The sequence below is a fragment of the Vibrio mexicanus genome, from assembly GCF_001012815.1.
Lineage (GTDB): Bacteria > Pseudomonadota > Gammaproteobacteria > Enterobacterales > Vibrionaceae > Vibrio > Vibrio mexicanus.
Genome location: NZ_JYJP01000069.1, coordinates 16785 through 43312 on the forward strand (window position 1 = coordinate 16785; position 26528 = coordinate 43312).

Annotated in this window: 15 protein-coding genes, 6 pseudogenes and 1 other annotated feature; of the genes and pseudogenes, 8 read left to right on the forward strand and 13 right to left on the reverse strand. The window is 45.7% G+C overall.

The features are described from left to right. A complete protein-coding gene (gene murQ, locus UA76_RS10255) occupies positions 1-918 on the reverse strand; it encodes an N-acetylmuramic acid 6-phosphate etherase (RefSeq protein ID WP_047045631.1) in 918 nt (305 codons plus the stop codon). Between the two features lie 17 nt (positions 919-935). After that, positions 936-2104 (reverse strand): annotated as a pseudogene (locus tag UA76_RS10260) (anhydro-N-acetylmuramic acid kinase). A gap of 66 nt (positions 2105-2170) precedes the next feature. Here UA76_RS10260 and nagZ point away from each other — a divergent pair. Then, the gene (gene nagZ / locus UA76_RS10265) at positions 2171-3157 is read left to right on the forward strand and encodes a beta-N-acetylhexosaminidase (protein WP_047045633.1); all 987 of its coding nucleotides are present in this window, start codon (positions 2171-2173) and stop codon (positions 3155-3157) included. An 88-nt stretch (positions 3158-3245) separates the two neighbouring features. On the opposite strand, the gene btsR is transcribed toward nagZ, so the two are convergent. Together btsR and UA76_RS10275 are read right to left on the reverse strand one after the other, a co-directional pair. Then, positions 3246-3968 carry a two-component system response regulator BtsR gene (gene btsR / locus UA76_RS10270; protein ID WP_047045636.1) on the reverse strand — a complete coding sequence of 241 codons (723 nt, stop codon included), beginning with the start codon at positions 3966-3968 and terminating at the stop codon, positions 3246-3248. A gap of 8 nt (positions 3969-3976) precedes the next feature. After that, positions 3977-5651: pseudogene (locus UA76_RS10275) on the reverse strand (LytS/YhcK type 5TM receptor domain-containing protein). Positions 5652-5887: 236 nt separating this feature from the next. On the opposite strand from UA76_RS10275, the pseudogene UA76_RS10280 reads away from it, so the two are divergent. Together UA76_RS10280 and tyrA are read left to right on the forward strand one after the other, a co-directional pair. Further along, positions 5888-6959, forward strand: a pseudogene (locus UA76_RS10280) (3-deoxy-7-phosphoheptulonate synthase). Positions 6960-6971: 12 nt separating this feature from the next. Beyond that, positions 6972-8098: pseudogene (tyrA, locus tag UA76_RS10285) on the forward strand (bifunctional chorismate mutase/prephenate dehydrogenase). A gap of 61 nt (positions 8099-8159) precedes the next feature. Here tyrA and UA76_RS10290 read toward each other — a convergent pair. The 3 genes and pseudogenes from UA76_RS10290 to ettA all read right to left on the reverse strand — a co-directional run bounded on the left by UA76_RS10290 (position 8160) and on the right by ettA (position 11440). Then, complete coding sequence (locus tag UA76_RS10290) at positions 8160-9173, reverse strand: M23 family metallopeptidase (protein WP_047045639.1); 1014 nt, start codon at positions 9171-9173, stop codon at positions 8160-8162. Positions 9174-9180: 7 nt separating this feature from the next. After that, a pseudogene (locus UA76_RS10295) lies at positions 9181-9556 on the reverse strand (PilZ domain-containing protein). Between the two features lie 216 nt (positions 9557-9772). Next, complete coding sequence (gene ettA, locus UA76_RS10300; protein ID WP_047045641.1) at positions 9773-11440, reverse strand: energy-dependent translational throttle protein EttA; 1668 nt, start codon at positions 11438-11440, stop codon at positions 9773-9775. Between the two features lie 346 nt (positions 11441-11786). On the opposite strand from ettA, the gene sltY reads away from it, so the two are divergent. Together sltY and trpR are read left to right on the forward strand one after the other, a co-directional pair. After that, complete coding sequence (sltY, locus tag UA76_RS10305) at positions 11787-13742, forward strand: murein transglycosylase (protein ID WP_047045645.1); 1956 nt, start codon at positions 11787-11789, stop codon at positions 13740-13742. A gap of 57 nt (positions 13743-13799) precedes the next feature. Next, complete coding sequence (gene trpR, locus UA76_RS10310) at positions 13800-14096, forward strand: trp operon repressor (RefSeq protein WP_047045650.1); 297 nt, start codon at positions 13800-13802, stop codon at positions 14094-14096. A gap of 92 nt (positions 14097-14188) precedes the next feature. On the opposite strand, the gene yjjX is transcribed toward trpR, so the two are convergent. From yjjX to UA76_RS10340, 6 genes are all read right to left on the reverse strand, one after another. After that, positions 14189-14722 (reverse strand): inosine/xanthosine triphosphatase, encoded by a 534-nt coding sequence (gene yjjX / locus UA76_RS10315; protein WP_047045651.1) that lies wholly within the window; start codon positions 14720-14722, stop codon positions 14189-14191. Next, complete coding sequence (locus UA76_RS10320; RefSeq protein WP_047045654.1) at positions 14688-17054, reverse strand: putative bifunctional diguanylate cyclase/phosphodiesterase; 2367 nt, start codon at positions 17052-17054, stop codon at positions 14688-14690. Before UA76_RS10320 ends, yjjX begins: the two co-directional genes overlap by 35 nt. 251 nt (positions 17055-17305) lie before the next feature. Then, positions 17306-18481 (reverse strand): prephenate dehydratase, encoded by a 1176-nt coding sequence (gene pheA / locus UA76_RS10325; protein WP_047045656.1) that lies wholly within the window; start codon positions 18479-18481, stop codon positions 17306-17308. A gap of 11 nt (positions 18482-18492) precedes the next feature. Next, positions 18493-18615, reverse strand: a sequence feature (Phe leader region). A 104-nt stretch (positions 18616-18719) separates the two neighbouring features. Further along, on the reverse strand, positions 18720-19043 hold the full coding sequence (gene hpf / locus UA76_RS10330; protein ID WP_047045659.1) for a ribosome hibernation-promoting factor, HPF/YfiA family: 324 nt from the start codon (positions 19041-19043) through the stop codon (positions 18720-18722). A 345-nt stretch (positions 19044-19388) separates the two neighbouring features. Beyond that, positions 19389-20816, reverse strand: a complete 1428-nt coding sequence (locus UA76_RS10335; RefSeq protein WP_047045662.1) for an MltF family protein — start codon at positions 20814-20816, stop codon at positions 19389-19391. A gap of 133 nt (positions 20817-20949) precedes the next feature. Next, positions 20950-21675, reverse strand: coding sequence for an outer membrane protein assembly factor BamD (locus UA76_RS10340; RefSeq protein ID WP_047045665.1), 726 nt, complete (start codon positions 21673-21675; stop codon positions 20950-20952). Between the two features lie 136 nt (positions 21676-21811). Between UA76_RS10340 and rluD the strand changes: the two genes are divergently transcribed. From rluD to clpB, 3 genes and pseudogenes are all read left to right on the forward strand, one after another. Then, positions 21812-22786 carry a 23S rRNA pseudouridine(1911/1915/1917) synthase RluD gene (gene rluD, locus UA76_RS10345; protein ID WP_047045668.1) on the forward strand — a complete coding sequence of 325 codons (975 nt, stop codon included), beginning with the start codon at positions 21812-21814 and terminating at the stop codon, positions 22784-22786. 22 nt (positions 22787-22808) lie between these two features. Beyond that, positions 22809-23533, forward strand: a pseudogene (gene pgeF / locus UA76_RS10350) (peptidoglycan editing factor PgeF). A 111-nt stretch (positions 23534-23644) separates the two neighbouring features. Then, entirely contained in the window at positions 23645-26221 is a 2577-nt protein-coding gene (clpB, locus tag UA76_RS10355; protein ID WP_047045671.1) for an ATP-dependent chaperone ClpB, read from the forward strand. The last annotated feature ends 307 nt before the right edge of the window (positions 26222-26528 follow it).

Sequence of the window (26528 nt, forward strand, 5' to 3'; positions counted from 1 at the left end):
CTAACTTGCTTCTGCAGCACTACGCAAAAAGCCTTTGTGTTCTTTAAGTTGGTTCTGCGCTTGTTGCTTCTCCAGTCCAGTTAAGAGCATCAGAATGGCGAGTTTTACATCATAGTCCGTTTGAGCGAGTACTTGTTTGGCTTGCTCTTCACTGCAGTCTGTCGCTTGAATGACGATTCTAGCGGCGCGAGCGACCAACTTCTCATTGGTGGCTTTTACATCCACCATCAAGTTCTGATAGCTCTTACCAATGCGAATCATACTGGCGGTCGTGAGCATGTTGAGCACCAGCTTTTGAGCGGTGCCCGATTTCAAACGGGTCGAGCCTGTCAGTGCTTCAGGTCCTACTACAGGGCTGATGGCGATGTCGGCAATATCGGCGATTGGAGAGTCTGGGTTACAAGACAGCGCAACAGTGGTGGCACCCACAGCATTGGCGTAGTTCAATGCACCTATTACGTAAGGTGTTCTGCCACTTGCTGCAATCCCCACAACCACATCTTGCTCAGTGAAATTGATCGCTTGCAAGTCAGCTTTACCCAGCTCTAAAGAGTCCTCTGCCCCTTCTTTTGCTTTTAGAATGGCTTCTGGGCCACCGGCGATGAGCCCAATTACCATCTTGTCTGATACGCCAAAAGTTGGCGGGCACTCAGAGGCATCCAATACCCCTAAACGGCCACTGGTGCCTGCGCCCATGTAAATAAGACGGCCTCCAGATTGAAAGGCCTCTGCTATCTTATCTACTGCTTTGGCTATCTCTGGTAGCACCTTTTCGATAGCTAATGGGACAAGAGCATCTTGCTGATTCATTTTGCGCACAATATCGAGCGCTGGCAGCAGATCAATATCCATGGTATCTGGGTTTCGCCCTTCAGAAACAAGCTGAGATAGGGTCGCAATCAAGGCATCTTTAGCCACAAGTAGTCCTTTTATTTTTAACTGTATTTTTTGTCTGCTGGGTAGATAACACCCAGAGAAACCGACTTACTGGCTCCAGTTACCTCGGGGAGGTTGCTCGGTAAGTTGTGTATTCGCCTGTAAGCCAACCATGCGAATGCCATCGCTTCCATGTTATCACTGTCTACGCCTTTGGAAGTGGTTGAGGTGACATTCCAGCGAGGAAGTAAATGGGAAAGACGTTCGACGAGTAATGGATTACGTCCTCCGCCTCCGCAAACCAGCAGTTCAGAGCCTTGTGAGCTAAAGTAACGGTCGACTTCGTTGGCTATAGTCAAAGCTGTGTACTCGCAAAGTGTTCGTTGTGTATCTTCAATCGACAAGTCAAACCCTTGCAGCTTGTCGTCTAGCCAAGACAGGTTGAACAGTTCACGTCCGGTACTCTTAGGAGGAGCTTTCATCAGGTATGGCTCTGCCATCAGGGTTGAGAGCAGTGCGTCATCGACAAAGCCTTTTCGAGCGAGCTGGCCGTTTTTGTCAAATCTGTCTCCAGTATGACGTTCATACCAAGCGTCCATCAACATGTTACCTGGCCCGGTATCGTAGCCAATCACCGGTTGATTAGGTCTAAGTACAGAAACATTGGCAATACCACCAATATTCAGTACGACCGTATTTTTGTTCAATGAGCTAAACAAGCCTTGATGGAAAGCAGGTACTAATGGTGCACCCTGACCACCAAGCGCCATATCGGCGCGTCGAAAGTCAGCAATGGTGTCGATACCTGTTCGCGCTGCAATAATATTGGCATCGCTAACTGCATGGTGAATGGAAAATTGCCAACTGGCTGGTGGAATACGGTTTGGCCGTGATTACCAATGGCAGTGATTTGCTCCGCTTGATGCGACGATTTGAAGAGTAACTCTAATACTGCGTCAGCGTATAAATGGCCAAGTTGGTGATCGATTTCACCCACTTCGTGCAGGTTAGTCTGCTGCCCGGCGGCAATGTCTAAGATTCGCTGCTTTAAATCGGATGGAATAGGGTGGTCGTAATGATCGATAAGCCTGACATGGCCATCCTTTATCTCAGTCAATGCGGTATCGACCCCATCTAAACTGGTGCCAGACATGATTCCGATATAAAGCTCTCTGATTTGATTCGGTTTTTTCATTGTTAATTCTTCAATACACACCGTTAAAGGCATTGTAATGCATATTTAAACGGAATAATCTCGTAACCTTAGCGAATTTTACAGTAGGCAGGAAGAAACATGGGACCACTTTGGGTAGATGTTGCAGGGTATGAGCTCAGCGCGGAAGATCGAGAAATATTGGAGCACCCAACGGTTGGTGGTTTGATTTTGTTTGCTCGCAACTACCATGATAGTGAGCAGTTGCTCGCCTTGAACCACTCTATCCGAAAAGCTGCGAAGCGTCCGATCTTGATTGGTGTCGACCAAGAAGGTGGCCGAGTCCAACGTTTTAGAGAAGGTTTCTCGTTAATTCCTGCTGCTCAGCGCTATGCGCAATTTGATAATGGCGAACAGCTTGCAGAGCTTGGCGGCTGGTTGATGGCGGCTGAGTTGATTGCTCATGATATCGACCTGAGCTTTGCACCTGTTCTGGACAAAGGTTTTGATTGTAAGGCGATTGGTAATCGCGCTTTCGGTGATGATATTGACACCATACTGCGTCACAGCACGGCTTACATGAAGGGCATGAAATCTGTCGGTATGGCTACCACAGGAAAGCACTTTCCAGGTCATGGTGGTGTGATTGCGGACTCTCACTTGGAAACCCCATTTGATAATCGCGAAACCATCTTTGAACAGGACATGGCGATATTTAAGGCCCAAATTGAGTCGGGGATATTAGATGCGATGATGCCAGCTCACGTCGTTTTCCCAAATTATGACGACCAACCTGCGAGTGGTTCGGAGTATTGGCTGAAGAAAATCCTACGTGAACAGTTAGGCTTTAAAGGCTTGGTCTTCTCTGATGATCTCACAATGGAAGGTGCTTCCATTATGGGTGGGCCAGCAGAGCGAGCGCATCAAGCTCTAGTCGCAGGTTGCGATATGGTGTTGGTGTGTAATAAGCGCGATGCACAAGTGGAAGTATTGGATAACTTGCCAGTGATGGATACGCCATTAGCGCAAGGTTTACTTAAAACCCAAAGCTTTTCGCTAGCCGATCTAAAGCGTAGCCAAGAGTGGAAGCAGGCTTCTGAAGCGATGAAGCCGCTCACCGAATCTTAAGCCGAAAACACCAATCACTTGCCACTGGTTACTCATCACAAAAAGAGCCACAATCAATGTGGCTCTTTTCTGTTGCTAGTCTTTTTATTTAGTGAAAGCCCAGCATCTCTTTCAGCGTTTTAAGATAGCGGCGACTGACTGGCACCACATGATCGCTCTGGGTGATGATTTCAGCTAAGCCGTTTTCTAATAGCTTGATCTCTTTGATGGACTTTATGTTAACCAAATATTGCCTATGGCAACGGATTAAAGGCGTTTTCTCTTCGAGCACTTTTAATGTCAACTGGCTGGTGGCCGACTGGTCATGAGTTTGAATCTGCACCCCGCTGATGTCGGTACAGGCAAACTCAATATCTGCAGTCGGGATGATAACGATTCTGTTAAGTCCGACGCAGGGCACTTGATCCAAAGATTGAGGCGCGAGGATATCCAACTTTGCTTGCTGTTCACGTTTGTCGGTTTTGACTAAACGCTTAATGGTCTTTTCTAGGCGGCAGGTATCGACAGGCTTTAGCAGGTAGTCGAAAGCATTGTCCTCAAAGGCTTGGATCGCATATTGGTCATAAGCGGTGACAAACACCACTTTTGGCATGGTATCGGGATCGAGCATACCAAGCAGCTCGATGCCTGTGATCTGAGGCATCTGGATATCGAGAAACACCACATCAGGTTTATGTAGGTTAATTTGCCTTAACCCTTCGATCGCGTTGGCCGCTTGAGACACCACCGAAATCTGCTCAGACTCTTCAAGAAGTTCAGACAACTCCTCACGAGCAAACAGTTCATCATCAATCACAATTGCATTTAGCATAACGATCCCTACGAATAGTCATTGGACGGAATGATGAAGCTCATTCGCGTGTATTGGTTTTTTTCAACGTCGATTTTCAGAGTCGACTCTTTTCCAAACAGGTTGGTTAGACGCTTATCTACTATCTGCATGCCCAATCCAGAGTGCCCTTCTTCTGGTGGTTGATAGTTGCCAGCATTATCCTCCACTATGATGCGCTGACCTTTTAGTGTTGGTTGGTTGTAGATCCTGACCTTGCCGGATTCGAACAGCTGTGACGTGCCGTGCTTAATGGCGTTTTCAACCAAAGGCTGCAGAGTAAAACTCGGTAGGTTCCGCTCAAGCAAGATGGAGTCGATGTTCACGTCCACATCTAAACGATCAGAAAAACGCGCTTTCTCTATCGTGAGGTAGGCGTTAACGTGCGCCAGTTCCTCTTTGAGAGTCACCGTCTCAATGTCTTTTTTGAGGTTGCTTCTGAAGAAGTGCGATAGGTGCTGAATCAACTCTCGCGCTTTGGTTGGATCGCGACGAATGACGGCACTTATTGTGTTAAGGGCATTGAACAAGAAGTGTGGATTGACCTGAGCATGTAACAACTTAATTTCGGCTTGAGAGAGCAACATCTGCTTTTGTTGATAATCACCATAGAGAATTTGGCTTGATAGCAGCTGCGCGATGCCTTGCGCCATCGACATATTAACGCGAGAAAATAGCTTACGTTTCGGCTCATACAGTTTAATAGTACCGATAGCCTTATCTCCAGCACGCAAAGGAATGATCAAGGCCGACCCTAGTTTACAATCCGGCGAGATAGAGCATTGATAAGGCCTGTCCTTACCGTCGAGGTAAATAATGTCGTTTTGGTGGATAGAATCTAAGGTGCTTTGCGATGAAATTGGCGTATTCGGTTTATGGTGATCATCACCAATACCAACGAATGCAAGAATCTTCTCATCATCGGTAATCGAGACTGCGCCAACGTTGGTTTCTTCATAAATAATACGAGCGATTTTTTCTGCATTTTCGCTGTTAAAGCCAGATGCCAAGATACCGACTGAGCGTTCGGCAATATTTAAGGCACGGCGCGAAAAGGTCGCGGAATACTCTTCGAAAATGGTTTTTCTGTCTTGAAGAATACTCATGAACAGAGCCGCACCGACTGAGTTGGCGATGATCATCGGCGCAGCAATGTCAGAGACCAGCGCGTAGGCCTGAACGAAAGGCTTTGCCACGATCAGTATGATCAGCATCTGGATGATTTCAGCGAATAGAGTAATTGAGAAAACAACCAATGGATTAAACAGCTGGCGGGCTTTTCCCCGCTGAATGAAGTAGGTGTGGAAAAGCCACCGATTATCCCTTCGGCAGTTGTAGAGATGGCACAAGCTAGATCAGTGAATCCCCCAAGACTGTAGCGATGTAGGCCCCCTGTTAAGCCGACAAAAAATCCCACCACAGGGCCACCAAATAGGCCGCCCATCACCGCCCCAATTGCTCTTGTATTGGCAATCGCATCATTGATCTGCAGGCCAAAGTAGGTGCCCATAATGCAAAACAGCGAGAACATCACATAGATCATGACCTTGTGATTAAGCCTGCTAGACATGCTAAACAGGGGCAAGAAAACCGGCGTCTTACTTAGCATATAAGCCAAAACTAAATAGACACACATCTGTTGAAGAAGGGGAGGATAAGATCCATAGTGATTTCCAAGGCGGTAACTTTCTTTATTTTAGAGAAGATAAACGGTGGAAAACATGGTTATGGCTCAATAATTTGGACTAAGGCAAAATAAAGGTATGTGTAAATTAAATCTTACATTAAATGTTTTTTAAAGTTTACGGTTGAAATGTTTTTTAACGCTGTTATCTTAGTGCCTATTGATTGCTGATGTCGTGTTGATGATTGGCTGTAAGTAATAATGTACGGATTAAGTTATGCAAAAAAGTGAATTAAGCAATATTAACATCAGTGATGAACAAGTCCTGATCACCCCTGAAGAACTCAAAGCTAAGTTACCGCTAAGCGACAACGCTCGTCGATTCATTCAAGAGTCTCGTGAAACCATCGCCAACATCATCCATAAGAAAGATCACCGTCTGTTGGTGGTATGTGGTCCTTGTTCGATTCATGATGTGGAAGCGGCAAAAGATTACGCAAAACGTCTTAAGGCTTTGTCTGAGCAACTGAGTGATCAACTGTACATCGTTATGCGTGTTTACTTTGAAAAACCACGCACAACAGTCGGCTGGAAAGGTTGATCAATGACCCGCATCTCGATGGTTCTTTTGATATTGAGCATGGTCTGCACGTTGGTCGTGAACTGCTTGTTGAGCTGGCGGAGATGGAGATTCCACTGGCAACAGAAGCGCTAGATCCGATCAGCCTCAGTACCTTGCAGATACGTTCAGCTGGGCAGCCATTGGTGCTCGTACAACTGAGTCGCAAACGCACCGTGAAATGGCAAGCGGCCTTTCAATGCCAATCGGCTTCAAAAATGGTACAGACGGCAACCTAGGTACAGCAATCAATGCGATGCAAGCTGCGTCTTCAAGTCACCGTTTTATGGGTATTAATCGCGAAGGCCAAGTAGCGCTTCTAACCACTCAAGGTAACCCGAATGGCCACGTGATTCTTCGTGGCGGTAAACAGACCAACTACGATTCAGTATCCGTGACGGAATGTGAGCAAGACATGGCGAAACATGGTCTGGATGCTTCACTGATGGTTGATTGTAGCCATGCAAACTCACGCAAAGACTTCCGCCGTCAGCCGCTTGTTGCAGAGGATGTGATTCACCAAATCCGTGAAGGCAACAAGTCTATTATTGGCCTAATGATTGAGAGTCACATCAACGAAGGTAACCAATCTTCCGACCTTGCTCTCAAGGATATGCAATACGGCGTGTCGATCACCGATGCATGTATCAATTGGGATTCAACTGAGGCACTATTACGTCATGCACACGAAGAGTTGGTGCCGTTTTTGGAAAACCGCCTAAAAGGATAATAAGGAAAGAGCATGGCCGTTGAACTTAGCGACTTACGCGATCAAATAGACAGTGTTGATAAACGAATTCTAGAGCTGTTATCGGAACGTCTCTCTTTAGTAGAGAAAGTTGGTGAAGTAAAAAGTGAACATGGCCTGCCAATTTATGCGCCGGATCGAGAAGCTGCAATGCTGGCTTCTCGTCGCCAAGAAGCGGAGAAGATGGGCGTCCCCCACAGTTGATTGAAGACATTCTGCGCCGCACTATGCGTGAGTCTTACGCCAGTGAAAAAGACTCTGGCTTTAAGTGTTTAAATCCAGAACTGAGCTCGGTAGTGATCGTGGGTGGTAAAGGTCAGCTCGGTGGTCTGTTTGGACGAATGTTCACGTTGTCTGGCTACGAAGTAAAAGTGCTTGGTAGCCAAGATTGGGATCGTGCTGATGAGATTCTTGACGGTGCAGGTCTTGTGGTCGTTACCGTGCCAATTCACTTAACCAATGGTGTGATTGAAAGACTCGGTAATCTTCCTGAAGACTGCATTCTTTGTGACTTAACCTCAATTAAATCAAAGCCATTACAGGCGATGCTCGATGTACACAAAGGCCCTGTTGTGGGTTTGCACCCTATGTTCGGCCCAGATGTCGCAAGCTTGGCTAAGCAGGTGATTGTTCACTGTAATGGCCGCGGCGAAGACAAATACCAGTGGCTGTTGGAGCAGTTTGGTATCTGGGGCGCGAGCCTTTGTAACATTGATGCCGCTGAACACGATCACGGCATGACGTTGATTCAGGCGCTTCGTCACTTCACGTCATTTGCTTACGGCTTACACCTGAGTAAAGAGAACCCGAATATCGACAAGTTACTTCAGCTAAGTTCGCCAATTTACCGATTGGAGCTTGCGATGGTAGGGCGTTTGTTTGGGCAAGATCCAAATCTATACGGTGACATCATTCTATCCTCACAAGAGAATATCGACATGATTAAGCGTTTCCACCATTGCTTTGGTGAAGCTCTTGAGATTCTTGAAGGTAAAGACAAGCAGGCGTTTGTACAGAGCTTTAATGAAGTGAGCGATTGGTTTGGTGATTACTCGACTCAGTTTATGAATGAGAGCCAGAATCTACTTAAGCAAGCGAATGATGCGATTCATCGTGGTTAGGTGAAATAGATAATCGTTTGAATGCAAAAAGCGGCAGTTTTACTGCCGCTTTTTGTTTTCTCTAGTTCGTCATCTGTGTGCTCTCAAGAGGCGCTGAATCTTTGTTAACTGTATCGACTGTATTATCGATGTATGGGTTGTGGGTTAGATTAACTTGCAAGCGCACTAAATCATCGACCATCTGTACCAGCGGTGCCCAGTTGACACGCTTTTCTTTTTCGAACATATAGTCAAAATTCTCTGGCGTCCAATCTATCGAATATTGTGGATTGAGGGCGCGACCTAAAAATCTGATTTCGTAATGAAGGTGAGGGCCAGTTGAGATGCCTGAATTGCCACAAGTTGCAATAAGATCTCCTTTGTTAACAAACTGACCACTACGCGCTTTGAATTGATGTAGGTGAGCGTAGCTGCTCATAAAACCGAACGCATGGCGAATGGTGAGGAAATTGCCAAAGCCCTTATCGCTTGGGCGAACAGTTTCAACGACACCATCGGCCGGCGCATAAATCTTTTCGCCAACAGGGCAGGTAAGGTCAATGCCGGTATGAGTATGACTTTTTCCCGATACAGGGTGAACTCGTCGGCCAAACGAAGAGGATACTCGCTCATACGACATCGGTGCGCTGTTTGGAATTAAACGAAACAGAGTGGCGCGAACTGCGGAGTCAACAGCGGCGACATCGATGCGTTGGGTCAGATCTTCATGGATTTCAAGCTCCTCGTCCGTGATTCCTAATACGGATTCAACGTCGTAAATGCGTTGCCCAAGAATGGCAAGCTTACTGCGTTTTTCTTCTAGCTCTTGCGCTAAGGTATGGGACTGGTCGAGCTGCTCATTGTAGCGAACTTCAAACTCAGCGCTTTGCTCCTCAGCCACATAAAGCTTGTTCATTAGCTGATTTAGTTTCAGCTCTTGCTGTTCTTGATTCTGATGGTTTTGCACAAACCAGGTGCCAAGGCCAACAGCGGCTACAAGCAAAGTGATAACCGAGAGTAGAATCGCTTTTTTACTCACGTAAAAAACACGATCCCCACCAGAGGTAGGGATCGATAGAGAAATTTTGTGTGACATAGTCTAGCTAGGTATGTTTACCCAAATCTGAGAGGTGTTCGAGTTCGCGGTGTAGCAAACTGTCGTCCCCAACATTTAATTCAACCAAGCGCTTTTAAGTGTCCAATACTCTCAATATCAATGTGATCGATTTGAGCTCGAATCACATCGCCTTCAACACTAATCAAATTAGCGGCAAGTTCAATGCTGACGTCACTGTCAGGAAGCGAAAACTGTATGATGGCCGTCTCTTCAAGGCTTAACTGCGCATCGGCTCCTTGAGCTTTAAGCAGGAGTCCTTGCAGGGACAAGTCTTGAATACTGGCAGACACGGCACGTTGCCCTTGCGTAATTGTCGCAGGCACTTGATAAATGATGCGTGAAAACCGTCGTCTTTCAGCCATAACCATCTCTCTATTGTTTGATGTCACTCACTACAAGCTTAGCAAATACGCGCAAAGCGAGTATCTGTAGGGGCTTAAAATGCAGAGTCGCTTGCAAAATAACCTTCAAGAGGTATCTATCTGCGAGCGTTAACATTAACCGCAAACAATAAAGGCCGCTAATAATAGCGGCCTTAGTACAAAATTCAAGCTGATTTACAGTGCTTTGCTTTTGCTTTATTTAGATACACGCTTGTACTTGATGCGGTGTGGTTCTGCAGCCTCTGGGCCGATCTCTTTCTTCAACCACTCCATGTACTCGTTGTAGTTGCCTTCGTAGAAGTTCACTTGGCCTTCATCACGGTAGTCAATGATGTGCGTTGCGATACGGTCTAGGAACCAACGGTCGTGCGAGATAACCATTGCACAGCCTGGGAATTCCAATAGTGCCTCTTCTAGAGCACGTAGCGTTTCAACGTCAAGGTCGTTGGTAGGCTCATCGAGTAGTAGTACGTTGCCGCCCGCTTTAAGTAGTTTTGCAAGGTGAACACGGTTACGCTCACCACCTGAAAGCTCGCCAATGATCTTCTGTTGGTCAGAGCCTTTGAAGTTGAAGCGAGAACAGTAAGCACGTGCTGGGATTTCGAAGTTGTTGATCTTGATGATATCAGCGCCTTCAGAGATCTCTTGGTAAACCGTCTTGGTGTCGTCCATCGCGTCACGGAACTGGTCAACAGACGCCAGTTTCACCGTTTCACCCATTTCAATCGTACCCGAATCAGGTTGCTCAGTACCGCTTAGCATCTTGAATAGGGTTGATTTACCTGCACCGTTGGCACCAATGATACCGACGATAGCACCTTTAGGCATGTTGAAAGATAGGTCATCAATCAGAACACGGCCATCAAATGACTTAGTTAGGTTATTTACTTCGATAACCTTGTCACCTAGACGCTCACCCGGCGGGATAAACAGTTCGTTTGTTTCGTTACGCTTCTGACGATCGCCGCTTTGCAGTTCTTCAAAGCGAGCCATACGTGCTTTCGACTTAGACTGACGACCTTTCGGGTTTTGACGAACCCACTCAAGTTCTTTCTCGATTGTTTTCTGACGAGCTTTCTCTTGAGATGCTTCTTGTTGCAGACGCGCATCTTTTTGCTCTAGCCAAGAAGTGTAGTTACCTTCCCATGGAATACCTTCACCACGGTCAAGTTCAAGAATCCAACCAGCAGCGTTATCTAGGAAGTAACGGTCGTGGGTAATCGCCACAACAGTGCCAGTGTAATCAACTAGGAAGCGCTCTAGCCATGCGACTGATTCTGCATCCAAGTGGTTGGTTGGTTCGTCAAGAAGCAGCATGTCAGGCTTAGAAAGAAGTAAGCGACAGATTGCCACACGGCGACGTTCACCACCCGAAAGGTGTTGAATCTTCTGGTCCCACTCAGGAAGACGAAGTGCATCGGCTGCACGCTCAAGTGCGTTCTCTAGGTTGTGGCCTTCTTTCGCTTGAATCAGCGCTTCAAGTTCGCCTTGCTCTTTTGCAAGAGCGTCGAAGTCTGCATCCGGTTCTGCGTAAGCTGCGTATACTTCGTCAAGACGCTTCATTGCACCAGCTACATCAGAAACCGCTTCTTCAACGATTTCACGAACCGTTTTAGATTCATCAAGCACAGGCTCCTGCGGTAGGTAACCTACATTTAGGCCAGGTTGTGGACGTGCTTCACCGTCGATATCGGTGTCGATGCCCGCCATGATGCGAAGAAGGGTAGATTTACCCGCGCCGTTTAGACCCAAAACACCAATTTTGGCACCAGGGAAGAAGCTAAGAGAGATGTCTTTAAGAATTTGTCGCTTTGGTGGCACAATTTTGCTCACGCGCGACATGGTATATACGTATTCAGCCATTGCCGATCGTTCCTAATTTTTTACTCATAGAAAACCCATATTTTATACCAAACTCACTCGTTTTGTTACCGTCAAATTTTAGGGCTAACAAGCAACTTTTCTGTGGTTTTAATTGTTCACTGAAGAACTGATGACATTAACGTCATGAAGCTATGGCAGTTTGGGATGATAAAAATTTAAGCAATGGCTAGCTTGTCATCACGATGAAAGCTATTGTGTGTGTAGTTGCTTAGTGTCGCGTTCGTATGAATCAATGAATATTTACATCTCTTCACTTTACTTTTACACCTAGAATTGGTGAAAGTAAGTCATACCGCGTCATATCGTTTCAAAAGGATCAGAGTCGATGAAGCCTAGTTTCTCATTTTCAAAATCGGTGCGTTTTCTGACTAGTGCACTGGCTGTTGGCGCCACTTCGTTTATCACATTCAGTGCTCATTCGAGTACGTCTACCTTATCTCAGCAAAGAGCTCTTTATGATGAGGCGCAAGATTTGCTGGATGAACGTAAGGTTAGAGAATATCAAGCAATGCGCGGAAAAATCGCGCAGTATCCCCTAACGCCTTATGTCGATTATCGAGCGTTCTTGGTTGATATCAATAAAGCTAAGCCAAGTGAGGTTAATGCATTTATTGACCAGCATAAGACTTTTCCCTTTTCGCATCGGGTTCGTGCGCCGTATCTCGATGAACTGGCCAAAAGCAAGCAATGGTCTCGATTGCTTGAGTTTCAAACAACAGAACCCAATGGTGAAAGATATCGCTGCCATTACTACACCGCTCATTGGCTCAAAGGCGACAAGGAACTGGCAAAACAAGGCGCCAAATCGTTGTGGCTAAGTGGAGAAAGTGTTGATGATGCGTGCGACACCTTATTCAGCCAGCTCGATAAAGCCGGATACAAGACCGATGAACTTGTGATTGAGCGTATGTTGCTGGCGTATGAGAAACGAAACTCTCGCATGATTAATTACCTTGCCAAGCAACTAGACAGTAAAGAGGCAAAGCAAACAGGCAGTCACATTAAGGCTGTTTACTCCAAGCCTGAAGACGTGGCAAAGTTTGCCAAGAAGCAGTACGTCACACCAGAAAATCAAACCTTGGCTCAACTTGGCCTGAAGAAGCTTGCACGCAAAGACATCAAACAAGCGCAGGCTTCCTATGACGCGGTGATCAAAGGCATGCATTTAGATAAAACCGCGGCTCAGGCTTTGGCGGATTACCTTGCGTTTCGAATGATTAATACTGACGACGAGCAACTTGTCGCTTGGCGTGACAAAAAAATAGCAACTTCAAATAGCGTAACGTTGCTGGAAAGAAGGTCCCGATTGGCGATTCAACATGCGGACTGGCAGGGGCTGAAAAGTTGGATTTCACTGTTACCAGAGAGCAAGCAAGAGAGCTTACGTTGGACGTATTGGAATGCTCGCGCTCAAATTGGAGTCGGCCAAGAGAGTGAAGGGAAGCAGCAACTTCAATCGATCATCGGCAAGCGTAATTTCTATAGCGTGGCAGCTGCTATGGAAATGAAGCAGTCGATAGATTATCCAACCACTACTGTGACTTTAGATAAGTCGGTTGTCTCACCGTACCAAGATGCGTTAGCGCGAATTGATGAGTTGATTGCGCGAGATAAGATTACCGCGGCCAAAAGTGAGTGGCGCTGGCTGTTAGGTCGGGTTGATAAAGCCAAGAAAGAGATGTTGGCCGCTTATGCTTCTGAGCAGAATTGGCATCATTTAGCGGTGACGGCATCCATTTCCGCAAAGGTTTGGGATAACACTCAGCTTCGTTTCCCAATTGCGCATAAAAATCTGTTTAGCCTGTATGGGGAAAAACACGATATCGACCCTATCACCTTGATGTCTTTAGCCCGACAAGAGAGTGGCTTAGATGCAGAGGCTCGCTCGCCAGTTGGCGCGAGAGGTATCATGCAGATCATGCCGAAAACAGCCAAGTACACCGCAAACAAGTTCCAAATCGAGTATGACGGCGCCCATGAGTTGTATGAGGTGGGGAAAAACATCGAAATTGGCAGCCATTACCTCAATAGCTTACTTGAGCAATATGATGAGAACCGAATTTTTGCTCTAGCGGCATACAATGCTGGCCCACATCGCGTTAAACAGTGGCGTGAGCGAACAGATGGTAAGTTGGATGCCTATGCATTTATTGAAGCCATTCCATTTAAAGAGACTCGTGGCTATGTTCAAAATGTATTGATGTTTGAGACATACTATCGTGACCTACTTGGGCAAAGTGGCGCCTTTTTGTCGCCGAGCGAGTTGATTACAAATTATTGATGTCATTAAAAAAAGAAATCCATACAATGGAGCCTTGCTTCATTATTGAGTCCAGATATGTCGTTAGAACCCGAGTATTCAGACTGGCAAGAGTTAGTCGACCTTATAAAACAAGCCGCAGACAGCGAGCAACATGAGCTATTGTTGACGACACTTCTTACTCCTGATGAGAGAGAGTCGTTAGTTGCCCGTGTTAATATCATGTGCGAGTTGTTGAAAGGGGACTTGTCCCAGCGCCAAGTGAGTCAAATGCTCGGTGTTGGCGTCGCCACGATAACGCGTGGGTCGAATGAGCTAAAAGCTAAGTCTGACTCGGAAAAGCAGGCGATAGAGAACTTGATACTGAAGAAATGAAGAGCGCTACCCATACGGTTATGTAGTAACTGTATGGGTAGCGAGTTTAGTCGAGATTACTAAGCTTTGGATATCTTAATTAACCCAAGTTTTTATAAGTTAGCAGGGAAGTGCTTGGGGTTGCTAAACGGGATCAGCGCGAGAATGAGAGCTTGATGATACACGCTACTGCGCGTGAGCTGATTCTGAGTAAGCAAACTTATTGCCCCACCTTTTTGCTTGATATTGTCCGTACCAAACACTTCATCCATAACATCACCTAGCTCATTCGCATGAGCCAACTTTTTAATCACTTGCGGCGGTAGCATTAAGCTGGCTGAGCGTGATTGCCCCCGATGAGTTTCGGATTCAATCACCATCCAGGCAAAGGTGACGTTTTCTTCTATACCAGCTTCTAAGCCGACATAGTAGTCTGCAGTCGGCTCATTTTGTTTTGCATTCCGAACTCGATTGAGTGCGCCTTGGTAGGTTTCATCGTTGGTCATTGGTTGGTCTGCAACGCCACTAGGCACACTCACACCTTCGAAGCTGAATACTTGCCCTGGGAAAACCGATTGAAAGGCACTTTTTACGGCATTAATTTTAGCGGGATTAAGCGAGGCTATGATCACTCTCTTCTGGCTCAAGTTCGACTCCTTTCTCTATGACTGGACTTTTATGCAATAAGTATGCAGGTAAAGGCTTACTGAAGAAATAGCCTTGCATCAAATCACACTTATAATCTTGCAGCCATTTATGCATCTCTTTGGTTTCAATCCCCTCCGCTGTGACTAACATGGATTGAGAGTGGCACAGCTCCACCAATGGTTTCGCCACTTTCTTATTGTCGGTTTTCATTAATGCTTCGAGGAAAGTTCTATCCAGCTTAATTTTTTGCACCGGATATTTCACGAGGTGAGTGATTGATGTATAGCCAGAGCCAAAGTCATCAATGGCTAGCTTGAAGCCCATTGAAGACAGTTTGTGCAGCAGAGGGAAGCCTTGCGAGTCGGTAGCAAAGGTCTCAGTTATCTCGAAATCTACGAGTGTCGGTGGCACATCATACTCGGCCGACTTCTGCGCGATATATTGTGCAAGCTGCGTGGAATCTAGTTCCGCTGAAGAGAGATTAATAGACAGCTGAACTTCGGAATCAAACTGAGCTTGGATAGTTGCAAACTCAGAGAAAGCACGATTGATTACCCAGCGATCGATTTGCCCAAATAGACCGGTTTGTTCGGCTATCGGGATGAACTCTTGCGGGGAAACATCGCCAAGTTTTTTTGAGCTCCAACGAAGTAACGCTTCACACCCGACAACGTTCTTACCTGCACTGTCGAAGTATGATTGATACACTAGGTAGAACTCTTTATCGAAGTTACAACTGCGCAGCGCACGCTCAATTTGCGTTCGACGTTTAACCACTTTATCCAGATCGCGAGAGTAGTAAGCCACTTGGTTTTTACCTGCTTTCTTCGCTTGATACATGGCAGCATCGGCGCTCGATAACAGTGAGGCGATATCATTACCATCTTGAGGGTAAGTAGCGATTCCCACGCTAGCAGTAATTGGGTAGTTGCTCATTGGAGAGTTTAGGTTACTTTGCAATGGTAAAAGCAACTGTTTGGCGTACTCATCAATGATGTAGGTCTGCTCTTGATCCTGCTTTGAAGATAGAAAAACAGCAAACTCATCGCCGGACAGGCGCGATGCAATACAACGAATACCATAGTTGGCTTCAAACTGTTTTCCTAGCTTGCGAATATGTTGAGCAAAGTCGATTAACAAGCCATCACCAATTTGGTGCCCGTACTTGTCATTAACGTATTTAAAGTTGTCGAGATCGAGATACAAAATCCACACTTGTTTATGAGTCAGTGTGTTAGCCAAAGCGCGTTGGATGCGCTGCTGAAAATGGTATCGATTTGACAACTGAGTTAGGTGATCATTTTCCGCCAAAGCTTTGGTTTTTTGGTAGGTCGAGTCGAGCTCTTTGTACATGTCATGGAAGCGACAAGATAGTCGACCAATCTCATCGTTGGTCTTGAGAATGTCGATGTTCTTACGCTCCAAATTCTCCACTTGTTGGAGCTGTTCATCCAGACGAGTGATTGGCTGTGTGACGTGCTTTCTCAGTAGCGCCATTAGAATCAAAACAGTAAGTAGTGAGGAGCAGATGAACGATAGGCTAAGTTGTTTGTGGATATCGTCGATCTTCGCTTCAATTAAGAAATAAGCGGGGTCGAGGGTCGCGAAGAAATTCTCTTTTAACTTAACCGTTTGAGTTAGGTTGGACGGTCTAGGATCTAGGCTATCTGTGTTTTCAGTGAAAAATATCGAACTCTTGTTATCGAACTCGATGATTTTTCGCAATGCATTGAACTGCGTAAGTTCAACAGAGACCACCACAAAGAAACTGTGTTGTGGATCGAATAGAACTGGGTTGGTTAGCGTAACGGTATCAAGTACATCGTAACGGATTAATACACCTTGCCCTTGCGCATTTTGAGTGTATCCGGTGTGAGAGTATTTACCCGTCTCCTCGAAAACCCACATAGCGTATTCTTGCAAGGTTGGATCGAAGTTGTTTAGAGGATCGTTGGTGCTATCGGCGTAGTACTTATTGTTCTGGTTGCCATCGAGCACGCTGATACTGGTAAAGTCGCGCTCCGGTGTTTGAAGATTTGAAATGGTTTTTTTCAGATGATCGGTCAGTCTTAGCTCTTGAAATTGATTGACTTGCTGGTCGGCATATAGGCGAATGGCATCGCTCTTGATAAGAGTGAAAGAGTAACTGTTTAAGATAGAAAGCGACTGCCTAAAATGCCCGGCCAGCTTTTCCATGCTGAGTTGCAAATAGCTGTCTTCTCGTTTGAGAAGAATCTCTTTTTGACTTGAGAAAATGGTGTAGGTGGATACTGCAGCACTGAAAAGGATAACAGGAGCGATAAGAAAGAGGATTCGACTATTGAGCTTCATGGTGTCACCGACTAGCCGCGTTTAAGTGCGCACTGCACTCGAGTGAAGTCAAAGTTGAAAGGGGGTGGCTATTGAGAGTTGTCCGTAACGCCATGTCGCTCATCGAGTCCGTTTTAATCGTTAATTTACATTAATACAGCGGAGCGTTAAGGAATAAAGCAACACTCTTAGTTATGCAATTGAATGAGAATTGTATGAATTGTTACTAAGAGTGTCAGCTATCGAGTTCGAAATATATGAGTCAGTTAATATTATTGAAGCTTAACTTGCGTCGCCTTAACGTTCTCACTTGGGTAGCAACCCAGCACTTTAAGATGCTTAGTGATTTTGGTGAGTTCGACAATAGATTGCTGCATTGCGTCAGAATCAAGGTGAGCTTCAAGGTCAACATAAAACATCTCTTCCCAAGGGTTCCCCATGATTGGACGAGATTCTAGCTTAGTCATATTGATGCCATAACGCTGCAGAACCAGTAGCGATTCAACCAGTGAGCCAGCTTCTTGAGACGTTGACATAATCAAAGTGGTTTTCGCTGGGATTTGAGCAGAAACTTCAACAGGCTTACGAGCAACGACGATGAAGCGAGTATGGTTTTCTGTCTGGTTTGCGATGTTGCCTTGAATCGGCTGCAGGCCGTAAAGCTTGCCGCTGGAAGCATTGCCGATAGCTGCCACATCATCACGGTCTAGCTCTTGGACTTTTTGCATCGCATCCGCGGTACTTGCGCAAGACTCTAAAGTCACACCATCCAATCGGCTTAAAAACTCACTGCACTGTTGATGAGGTTGTGGGTGAGAGTAAAGCGTTTTAATCTTCTCTAAACGGATGTCAGACTTGGCGACTAAACAGTGCTCGATAGGTTGGGTAAGTTCACCAACGATGTAGAGCGTTGTATGTTGCAGCAGGTCGTAAACTTCATTGATTGAACCTGAGCTCGTATTTTCAATGGGTAGGACACCATAATCAGCATGACCAGATTCAACGGTATTGGCGACTTCTTTGAAGTGCTCACAGTTGAGCTCGATAAGTTCGGTGTTCTTACGGCTAAAGAATTCGCGGCTGGCTAAGTGAGAGTAAGAACCTTTAGAACCTAAGAAAGCAACACGCGCCAGAGGCTTTCTGCTTTGCGGGTTTGCGAGGTTTTGCAGGTAAGACTGTTGCAGCAGAACAGAATCTTCAATAATGGTGTGAAATAACTTAGTGATGTACTGAGCATCTAAGTCGTACTTCTCTTTACCATTATTGATGAGCTTCACTAGAAGTTGTTGTTCGCGGCTTGCATCACGCACTGGTTTAGAGGTTTCTACTTTGCTTTTAGCCACCTCAATGCTCATGCTTCGACGCTCAGAGAGCAGTTTAAGCAGTTGGTCATCTAACTCGTTAAGTCGGATGCGAATTTCATCTAGTGAATATTGTCTGTCAGCCATAAATGTGTCCTTATAAAAAAGCCTCCCATTTGGGAGGCTTTCTGTTCGTTTTTGACTTGTCTTTTTACAAACGAATGAGCCCCCAAGGTTATTGGAGAAAAAAGAAGTCAAAAAAGAACAGGTTAGTTAGATGCATAAATCTTTAGGTTTCAGTGAATGTTTAAACACAATAAGCAAGCTAGGGTAGAGCGTCAAGCAAAAAAATAGCGCCTTGCGGCGCTATTTTTCGAATCCTCTTTTACTCGGTCTCTTCTAGTTCTGGTTTTTCACTGCGGCGAGCTTCAGGTTTGTGTCTTAGTTTGTTTAGCTGACGTTCTAGTTTCTGTTCTACCTCGTTAACGGCAGCGTATAAATCTTCATGTGTTGCGGAAGCTACGAGTTGTCCTTTCGGTACAGTAATAACGGCTTCAAATTTTTTCTTCTTGTTCGGCTCTTCGCAGAAAGTGGCTTGGCATCCGATGATGTCTACTTGCCATTTTTCTAGTTTTTTAAACTTGCTCTCTATGTGCGAACGGATTGCAGAGGTGATGTCGATATTTTTGCCAGTGATGTTTACTTTCATAGATGTTTTCCTCTGTTGCATCCCTTATGGGTTAACTCCAGATTACTCATCCACTGAAGAAAAAATGTGATTCAAATCACTTTTTGGTGTGGGTTTTTCGGCTTCGAAACTAATTGTGATCTTACGCAAAGAGTGTGCGATTTAAACTCAAAAATAACTTGTTATTCCATGAAATCTCTTTAGATTGAAAGAGGTAGCGCGCTAAAATTCATTCGTATTTTAGGGACGTCTTACAGCCTGATATTCCTACTGAGTAATTCTTAAACACTACTAAAGTGTGATCTCTATCCCTTCTCTGTTTGCTCAAACTCCAACTTGTTTCGTTCACCCAATGATTTGACTTGCTTATTCTACTTGCATTGACAGTAGTGGTATTGGAGATAGCTGCGCGCTTTTCGCTGCTTCACTCTGCTTGAGCAGCGATAACTGCTTATATATAACAAAGTAACGATTAATGTTCGCGACGTAATGAACAGGTTCTCTACCAATATTTCGGCGAGTAATAATCTCGACGTTTTTGAACCAAACATTGGGGTCATAACCATGCTTAGTGGCTAATCGACGCATTTTCCGAATGTTCGCGGGGCCTGCATTGTAGGCGGCTAGGGTGAAATACACTTGGTCGTCTGGCTTGATCTCTTCATCATCAAAATATCGGTCTTTGATAAAGCGCATATATTTGATGCCCGCATGGATGTTGTTTTCGACTTTGTAGATGTCTGGAATGTTGACGTTAGGATCTTTCGCCGTGCTTGGCAGAACCTGCATCACACCAACAGCACCCTTGTGCGACACTTTTGATTGGTCTAACCCAGACTCTTGAAAGCCCTGAGCCGCCATCATGAGTGAATCGAACTCGTACTGATTGGAATATTCACTGAATATGGAGGAGAGTGATTCGAGTTTAGCTATTTGGTCAGGGTTGAGCGCCCGTTTTAGCCAGCGAGTATCGGTGATGTATTTACCATAGATGACATTGCCCAGTAATGTTCCTGATTTTGCACTGCGTAGGTAGTCATTGACGGTTTTCTGAAGTTTTGGTGTTTCCTTGCGCATTGCCCACGCAATTTGACCACCGGTACGTAAGGGTAAATCTGTGTGCGCTTGGATATCTTCCATTACATTGAGCCACAGCTGTGCTTTGTGATCGTCGAGTACTGTTGCGCCAATATGGCCTAAATTGACCATCTCGATGAGTTCATAATCTTGCAGTGTTTCTTCGATGAAATTGATTATGGCTGGTGGGTAACCAAGCTCATTAAGCTGAGCGTTCACTTTCTGCAGGCTTTCAAAGTAACTCGAACTTGCTCGTACCCAGAACTCCTTGCCACTCAGCTGTTCAATAGTCTCTATCGGCTCGTGGTCTTTGCTGGTGATGATCAGCTCTTTTGCCCCATCAATAACAGGTCGGCTGAAGTCGACATATTGCTTGCGTTTTTCCGTAATGGTGAGGTTAGCAACGGCAAGATCACCAAAGCCTTTGGCAAGTGATTCAAATAGATCATCGCGGTGAATTGGGATGATTTGGATGTTTAGGTAAGGGGAGTCTTTCTTTAATTCTTTTTCGAAATGATAAAGAAGTTCGGCAATGATGCCTTTTGGTCGCCCGCCTTCTATATAGTAGAAACCCAAATCGGCAGAGACCAAAACGCGAATAACGCCTTTGGTCTTGAATACTTCCATATCACCGCTGTAGGGTTCCTTTTGCAACGGCGACAGAGAAAGCCCCAACAGCTTGAAGAGATGAGTAAAAGTAGTAGGGCAATCCCCCAATTAACCTGCGCAAAATAACAACTCCTTTTGTTATTATGTTACTAAAGGTTAATGTTAATTTGCTGTTTGAGCAAGAGACACAAAAAAGCCGCTAGTGATTAGCGGCTTTTCGTATGTGTAAAATCGTGTTCGATTAGCTAGGGTTCAAGTCTATTAACTGGCGCGTACGCTCTGCTTGCTCTTCTAGGCCAAGTTGCTCATAGGCTTCGAGCTGAATTTCAAGAGATTGGCGCGCGGCTTCCGTATCAGGGAAGGTTTTTTGTAGTTCTTGTGCTCGGTTAATCGCAGCAATCCAAGCTTCGCGACGCAGGTAAAAGTCAGCAGTCGCTAAGTCGTAAGCAGCAAGGCGGTTCTTGAGTGCGAACATACGCTTCTTCGCATCGGCAGCGTAAGGACTGTTTGGGTAGCGTTCAAGTAGACGCTTGAAGTCGTTAAATGCAGAAATCACTGGTTCAGGATCACGATCGCTACGGTCCATGTTGAAGAGATCGTGCATGAAGTTACGATCTTGCGCCATGTGAGTCAAACCGCGCATGTAAAGCACCCAATCGAGTTTATCGTGAGTTGGGTTGAGGCGATTAAAGCGCTCAATCGTCGCTAAACCAAGAGCGAGGTCGTCGTTTTTGTAGTAAGCGTAGATGAGATCTAGCTGAACTTGTTCAGAGTAAGCACCAAACGGGTAGCGCGAGTCGAGAGCTTCCAGTCTTTCAATTGCGGTTAACCAGTTACCACCTTGTAAAGACTGTTGAGCTTCAGAGTAGAGCTCTGAAGGCGGAACATCAGGAACTATCTCTTCACTGCTGGAACAGCCAAACAGTAATGATAACGCCAGTAAGCCTGATAAAGTGTGCTTGTTCATGTTAGGAGCCGCTTCCTTGAATCTAAATATTTTGTCTGCTTCCGTTACTTTCTAAGTCGTAACAGATACAATGATGCAATAGTCTATTTTTCCACAGTAGTGAGCATTAGTCTCACAGTTTTTAAAAAAGTTCGATATGGCACAGCAGATTCAATTAACAAATACCGTAAAAGATAGTCAGTTAGGTCAAAGATTAGACCAAGCTGTGGCCGAGTTATTCGGTGATTTTTCCCGTTCACGCATAAAAGAGTGGTTACTTGAGGGGAAAATTGCCGTCAATGGAACTGTTGTAACTAAGCCTCGCACAAAAGTCATGGGCGGTGAAGAGATCACCGTTCAAGCTGAACTGGAAGATGAAGAACGTTGGGAAGCACAAGACATCCCTCTAGACATCGTCTACGAAGACGATGATCTATTAGTTATCAATAAACCTCGTGATTTCGTTGTTCACCCTGGAGCAGGTACGCCAGATGGCACTGTGCTGAACGCATTACTGCATCATTACCCGGCAATCGCAGAAGTGCCACGTGCAGGTATTGTTCACCGTCTCGATAAAGACACAACTGGTCTAATGGTTGTTGCGAAAACGGTACCGGCTCAAACACGCTTGGTTCGCGCTCTGCAAAAGCGAAATATTACGCGTGAATATGAAGCGATTGCGATCGGTAAAATGACAGCGGGTGGTAAGGTTGAACAACCTATTGGTCGTCACTCGACGAAGCGGACTCTGATGGCAGTTGCGCCATTAGGCAAACCAGCCGTAACCCATTACCGCGTTGCAGAGCATTTCCGCGAGCACACTCGTATTCGTCTTCGCCTAGAAACAGGCCGTACGCACCAAATCCGTGTTCATATGTCTTACCTGCAGCATCCACTGTTAGGTGATACAGCATACGGTGGCCGAGCGCGAATCCCGAAAGGTGCGACTGAAGAGTTGACTGAGATGATTCGCAGCTTTGATCGTCAAGCCCTGCATGCTGTGATGTTGAGATTTGATCATCCTGTAACAGGTGAGCAGCTAGAGTTCCATGCACCTGTGCCAGATGACATGGTCGAAATGGCAGAAGCACTGCGTGAAGATGCGAAGCTAAATCACTCTGAAGATTTCTAACTGAGCTCATAAATACCGAGTGCTGACTATGATCATCCCAAACTGGAACGCCCCAAAAAACGTTAAAGCCTTTTGCTCGACGCGAGTTGGTGGCTTTTCTTTGCCTCCCTATGATGGGTTAAACCTAGGCAGTCATGTTGGGGATAATCTCGCAGCTGTAATGCGAAATCGTGAATGGCTAGAGCAGCAGTCTCAAATGCCATCTTCACCAATTTGGCTCAATCAAACCCACTCAACCGTTGTCGTTAAACAAGATTCACCAACGCTTGAAGTGGTGGATGCAGACGGTTGCTATACAACGAAACAAGGTGTTGTTTGCAGCGCAATGACCGCCGATTGTCTGCCCGTATTAATCGCGGATAAAGCCGGCACTCAGGTAGCGGCGGTTCATGCAGGCTGGCGCGGGCTAGCTGATGGAATTGTCGAGAACGCCGTTAAATTGTTTGATGGAGAGGTGATGGTTTGGCTTGGCCCTGCCATTGGCCAGAAGCATTCGAAGTTGGAGACGAAGTGGTTGAGGCATTTTGCCGTTATCTCCCCGAAGCTGGAACTGCATTCGTGAAATCTTCCGTTGAATCCAAGTGGTACGCGAATATGGAGCAGCTTGCTTCGCAAAGGCTTAACCATCTCGGTGTCGAAGACATTACTTGTAGCAGCCTTTGCACCTATCAAGATGCTAACCAGTTTTATTCCTATCGCCGCGATGGCGTGACAGGACGTATGGCAAGCTTTATTTGGCTGGAGTAGTTATAAGGCTTCTTGCAGATAACTGTTTGTCCTCCCCTTGAAAATCCCCTCATCCGTATCCATCTTTCTAACATAAACGTCATATCGTATTTTTAGGTTAGGGAGATAGTTATGCGTCTTGACCGCTTTACTAGCAAGTTTCAAATTGCTATTTCTGATGCTCAATCATTAGCTCTCGGGCGTGATCATCAATATATTGAACCCGTGCATCTTATGGTCGCTTTGCTCGACCAGACGGGAAGTCCTATTCGTCCGCTACTGACTTTGCTGAATGTGGATGTGACACATCTTCGCTCGAAGCTTGGTGAGATCTTAGATAAGTTGCCAAAAGTAAGCGGCATTGGTGGTGATGTTCAGCTATCAAGTGCGATGGGCACTTTGTTCAATCTTTGCGATAAAGTGGCTCAAAAACGTCAGGACAGCTATATCTCCTCAGAAGTCTTCCTACTGGCAGCTTTAGAAGATCGTGGCCCGTTAGGTGAACTATTAAAAGAATTGGGTTTAACCGAAGAGAAGTTATCTCAGGCGATTGAAAAAATTCGTGGCGGTCAAAAAGTGAATGACCCGAATGCCGAAGAGATGCGTCAGGCGCTTGAAAAGTTCACCATTGATCTGACCGAACGCGCAGAGCAAGGCAAGCTAGACCCTGTTATTGGCCGTGACGACGAAATCCGCCGCACTATTCAAGTGTTGCAACGTAGAACCAAGAATAACCCTGTCATTATTGGTGAGCCCGGAGTGGGTAAAACCGCCATAGTAGAAGGACTCGCGCAGCGCATTGTAAATAATGAAGTACCTGAAGGCCTTAGAGGGCGCCGAGTGTTGTCGCTCGATATGGGCGCACTTGTAGCGGGTGCGAAATATCGTGGTGAATTTGAAGAGCGCTTAAAGTCGGTACTGAATGAGCTATCTAAAGAAGAAGGCAACGTCATTCTGTTTATCGATGAGATCCATACTATGGTTGGCGCGGGCAAAGGCGAAGGTTCGATGGATGCGGGCAACATGCTTAAACCTGCTTTGGCGCGTGGCGAGCTTCACTGTGTTGGTGCCACTACGCTTGATGAATATCGTCAATATATAGAGAAAGATCCTGCCCTTGAGCGCCGTTTCCAAAAAGTGCTGGTGGATGAGCCTAGTGTGGAAGATACCGTGGCGATACTTCGTGGCCTCAAAGAACGCTACGAACTACACCACCATGTAGAGATTACTGACCCTGCGATTGTTGCAGCCGCGAGTCTGTCACATCGTTACGTCTCTGACCGTCAACTGCCTGATAAAGCGATTGATTTGATTGATGAGGCTGCATCGAGCATTCGAATGCAGATCGATTCAAAACCTGAGTCCTTAGATAAACTCGAAAGAAAAATCATTCAGCTTAAGATAGAGCAACAGGCGCTAAGTAATGAGCACGATGACGCTAGCGAGAAACGCCTTAACAACTTAAACGAAGAGCTTAAAGAGAAAGAGCGTGATTTTTCTGAGCTTGAAGAAGTCTGGAATGCAGAAAAAGCGGCGCTATCGGGGACGCAACATATCAAAGGCGAACTTGAACAAGCGCGAATGGATATGGACATAGCTAGACGTGCTGGCGATTTAAACCGTATGTCAGAGCTTCAGTATGGCCGTATCCCTGAGCTAGAAAAGCAGCTCGACTTAGCAACTCAAGCGGAAATGCAGGAAATGACGTTGCTTAGAAACAAAGTGACGGATGCTGAGATCGCTGAAGTGCTTTCGAAGCAGACAGGAATTCCTGTATCCAAGATGCTAGAAGCTGAGAAAGAAAAGCTGCTTCGTATGGAAGAAGTGCTTCACAAACGTGTGATAGGACAAAAAGAAGCGGTTGAAGTTGTTTCAAACGCGATTCGGAGAAGCCGCGCAGGATTATCGGATCCAAACAAGCCAATTGGTTCGTTCCTATTCTTAGGCCCTACTGGCGTGGGTAAAACCGAACTGTGTAAAACCTTAGCTAGCTTCATGTTCGATAGTGAAGAAGCGATGGTACGCATCGATATGTCGGAGTTTATGGAGAAACACTCTGTAGCTCGACTGGTGGGTGCGCCTCCTGGTTATGTTGGTTATGAAGAGGGCGGCTACTTAACGGAAGCTGTACGTCGCAAACCGTATTCGGTGATTTTGCTAGATGAAGTCGAGAAAGCTCATCCAGATGTGTTCAATATATTATTGCAAGTATTGGATGATGGTCGCCTTACCGATGGGCAAGGTCGAACCGTCGACTTCCGTAACACGGTCGTTATCATGACGTCGAACTTAGGCTCCGCTCGTATTCAAGAGAACTTTGCCACTTTAGACTATGAAGGCATTAAGAATGAAGTGATGGAAGTGGTGACGAAACATTTCCGTCCAGAGTTCTTAAACCGTGTTGATGAAAGTGTGGTATTCCATCCACTAGGAAAAGAACATATTAAGTCGATTGCCTCTATTCAATTAGATCGTCTAGGTAAGCGAATGGAAGACAGTGGCTATGAACTCGAAGTCTCAGATAAAGCGTTAGAGCTGATTGCGCAAGTTGGGTTTGATCCAGTTTATGGTGCAAGGCCACTTAAGCGAGCAATTCAACAATCCGTAGAGAACCCATTAGCTAAAGCTATCCTAGCTGGAAAAGTAGACCCAGAGAAGAAAGTTCAGCTATTGGTAAACAACGACAGAATCATAGCTCATCAAGCTTAATGTGAAGTAGTTGAATGAAAAGAGGAGCGTTTGCTCCTCTTTTTTATTAACTTTTGAGCGTTTTGATGGCTTTTTAGACGAACGATTCAAACTTGGCGATTTTATTTAATTTAGGGGTTGCCATCATTTGGGAACTCCCTATAATGCGCCTCCGTTGTCACGGCAAAGCAGTGAAAACGAAACGGTCCAGTAAGCAGGAATGTTTGCAAAGAAAGAATGAGAAAAGTGGTTGACACAATAACTTATCTCGCTAAAATGGCCGTCCGCTTTGAGAGAAGCTCTTAAAGTCCTCCCTTTTAGGGAATAG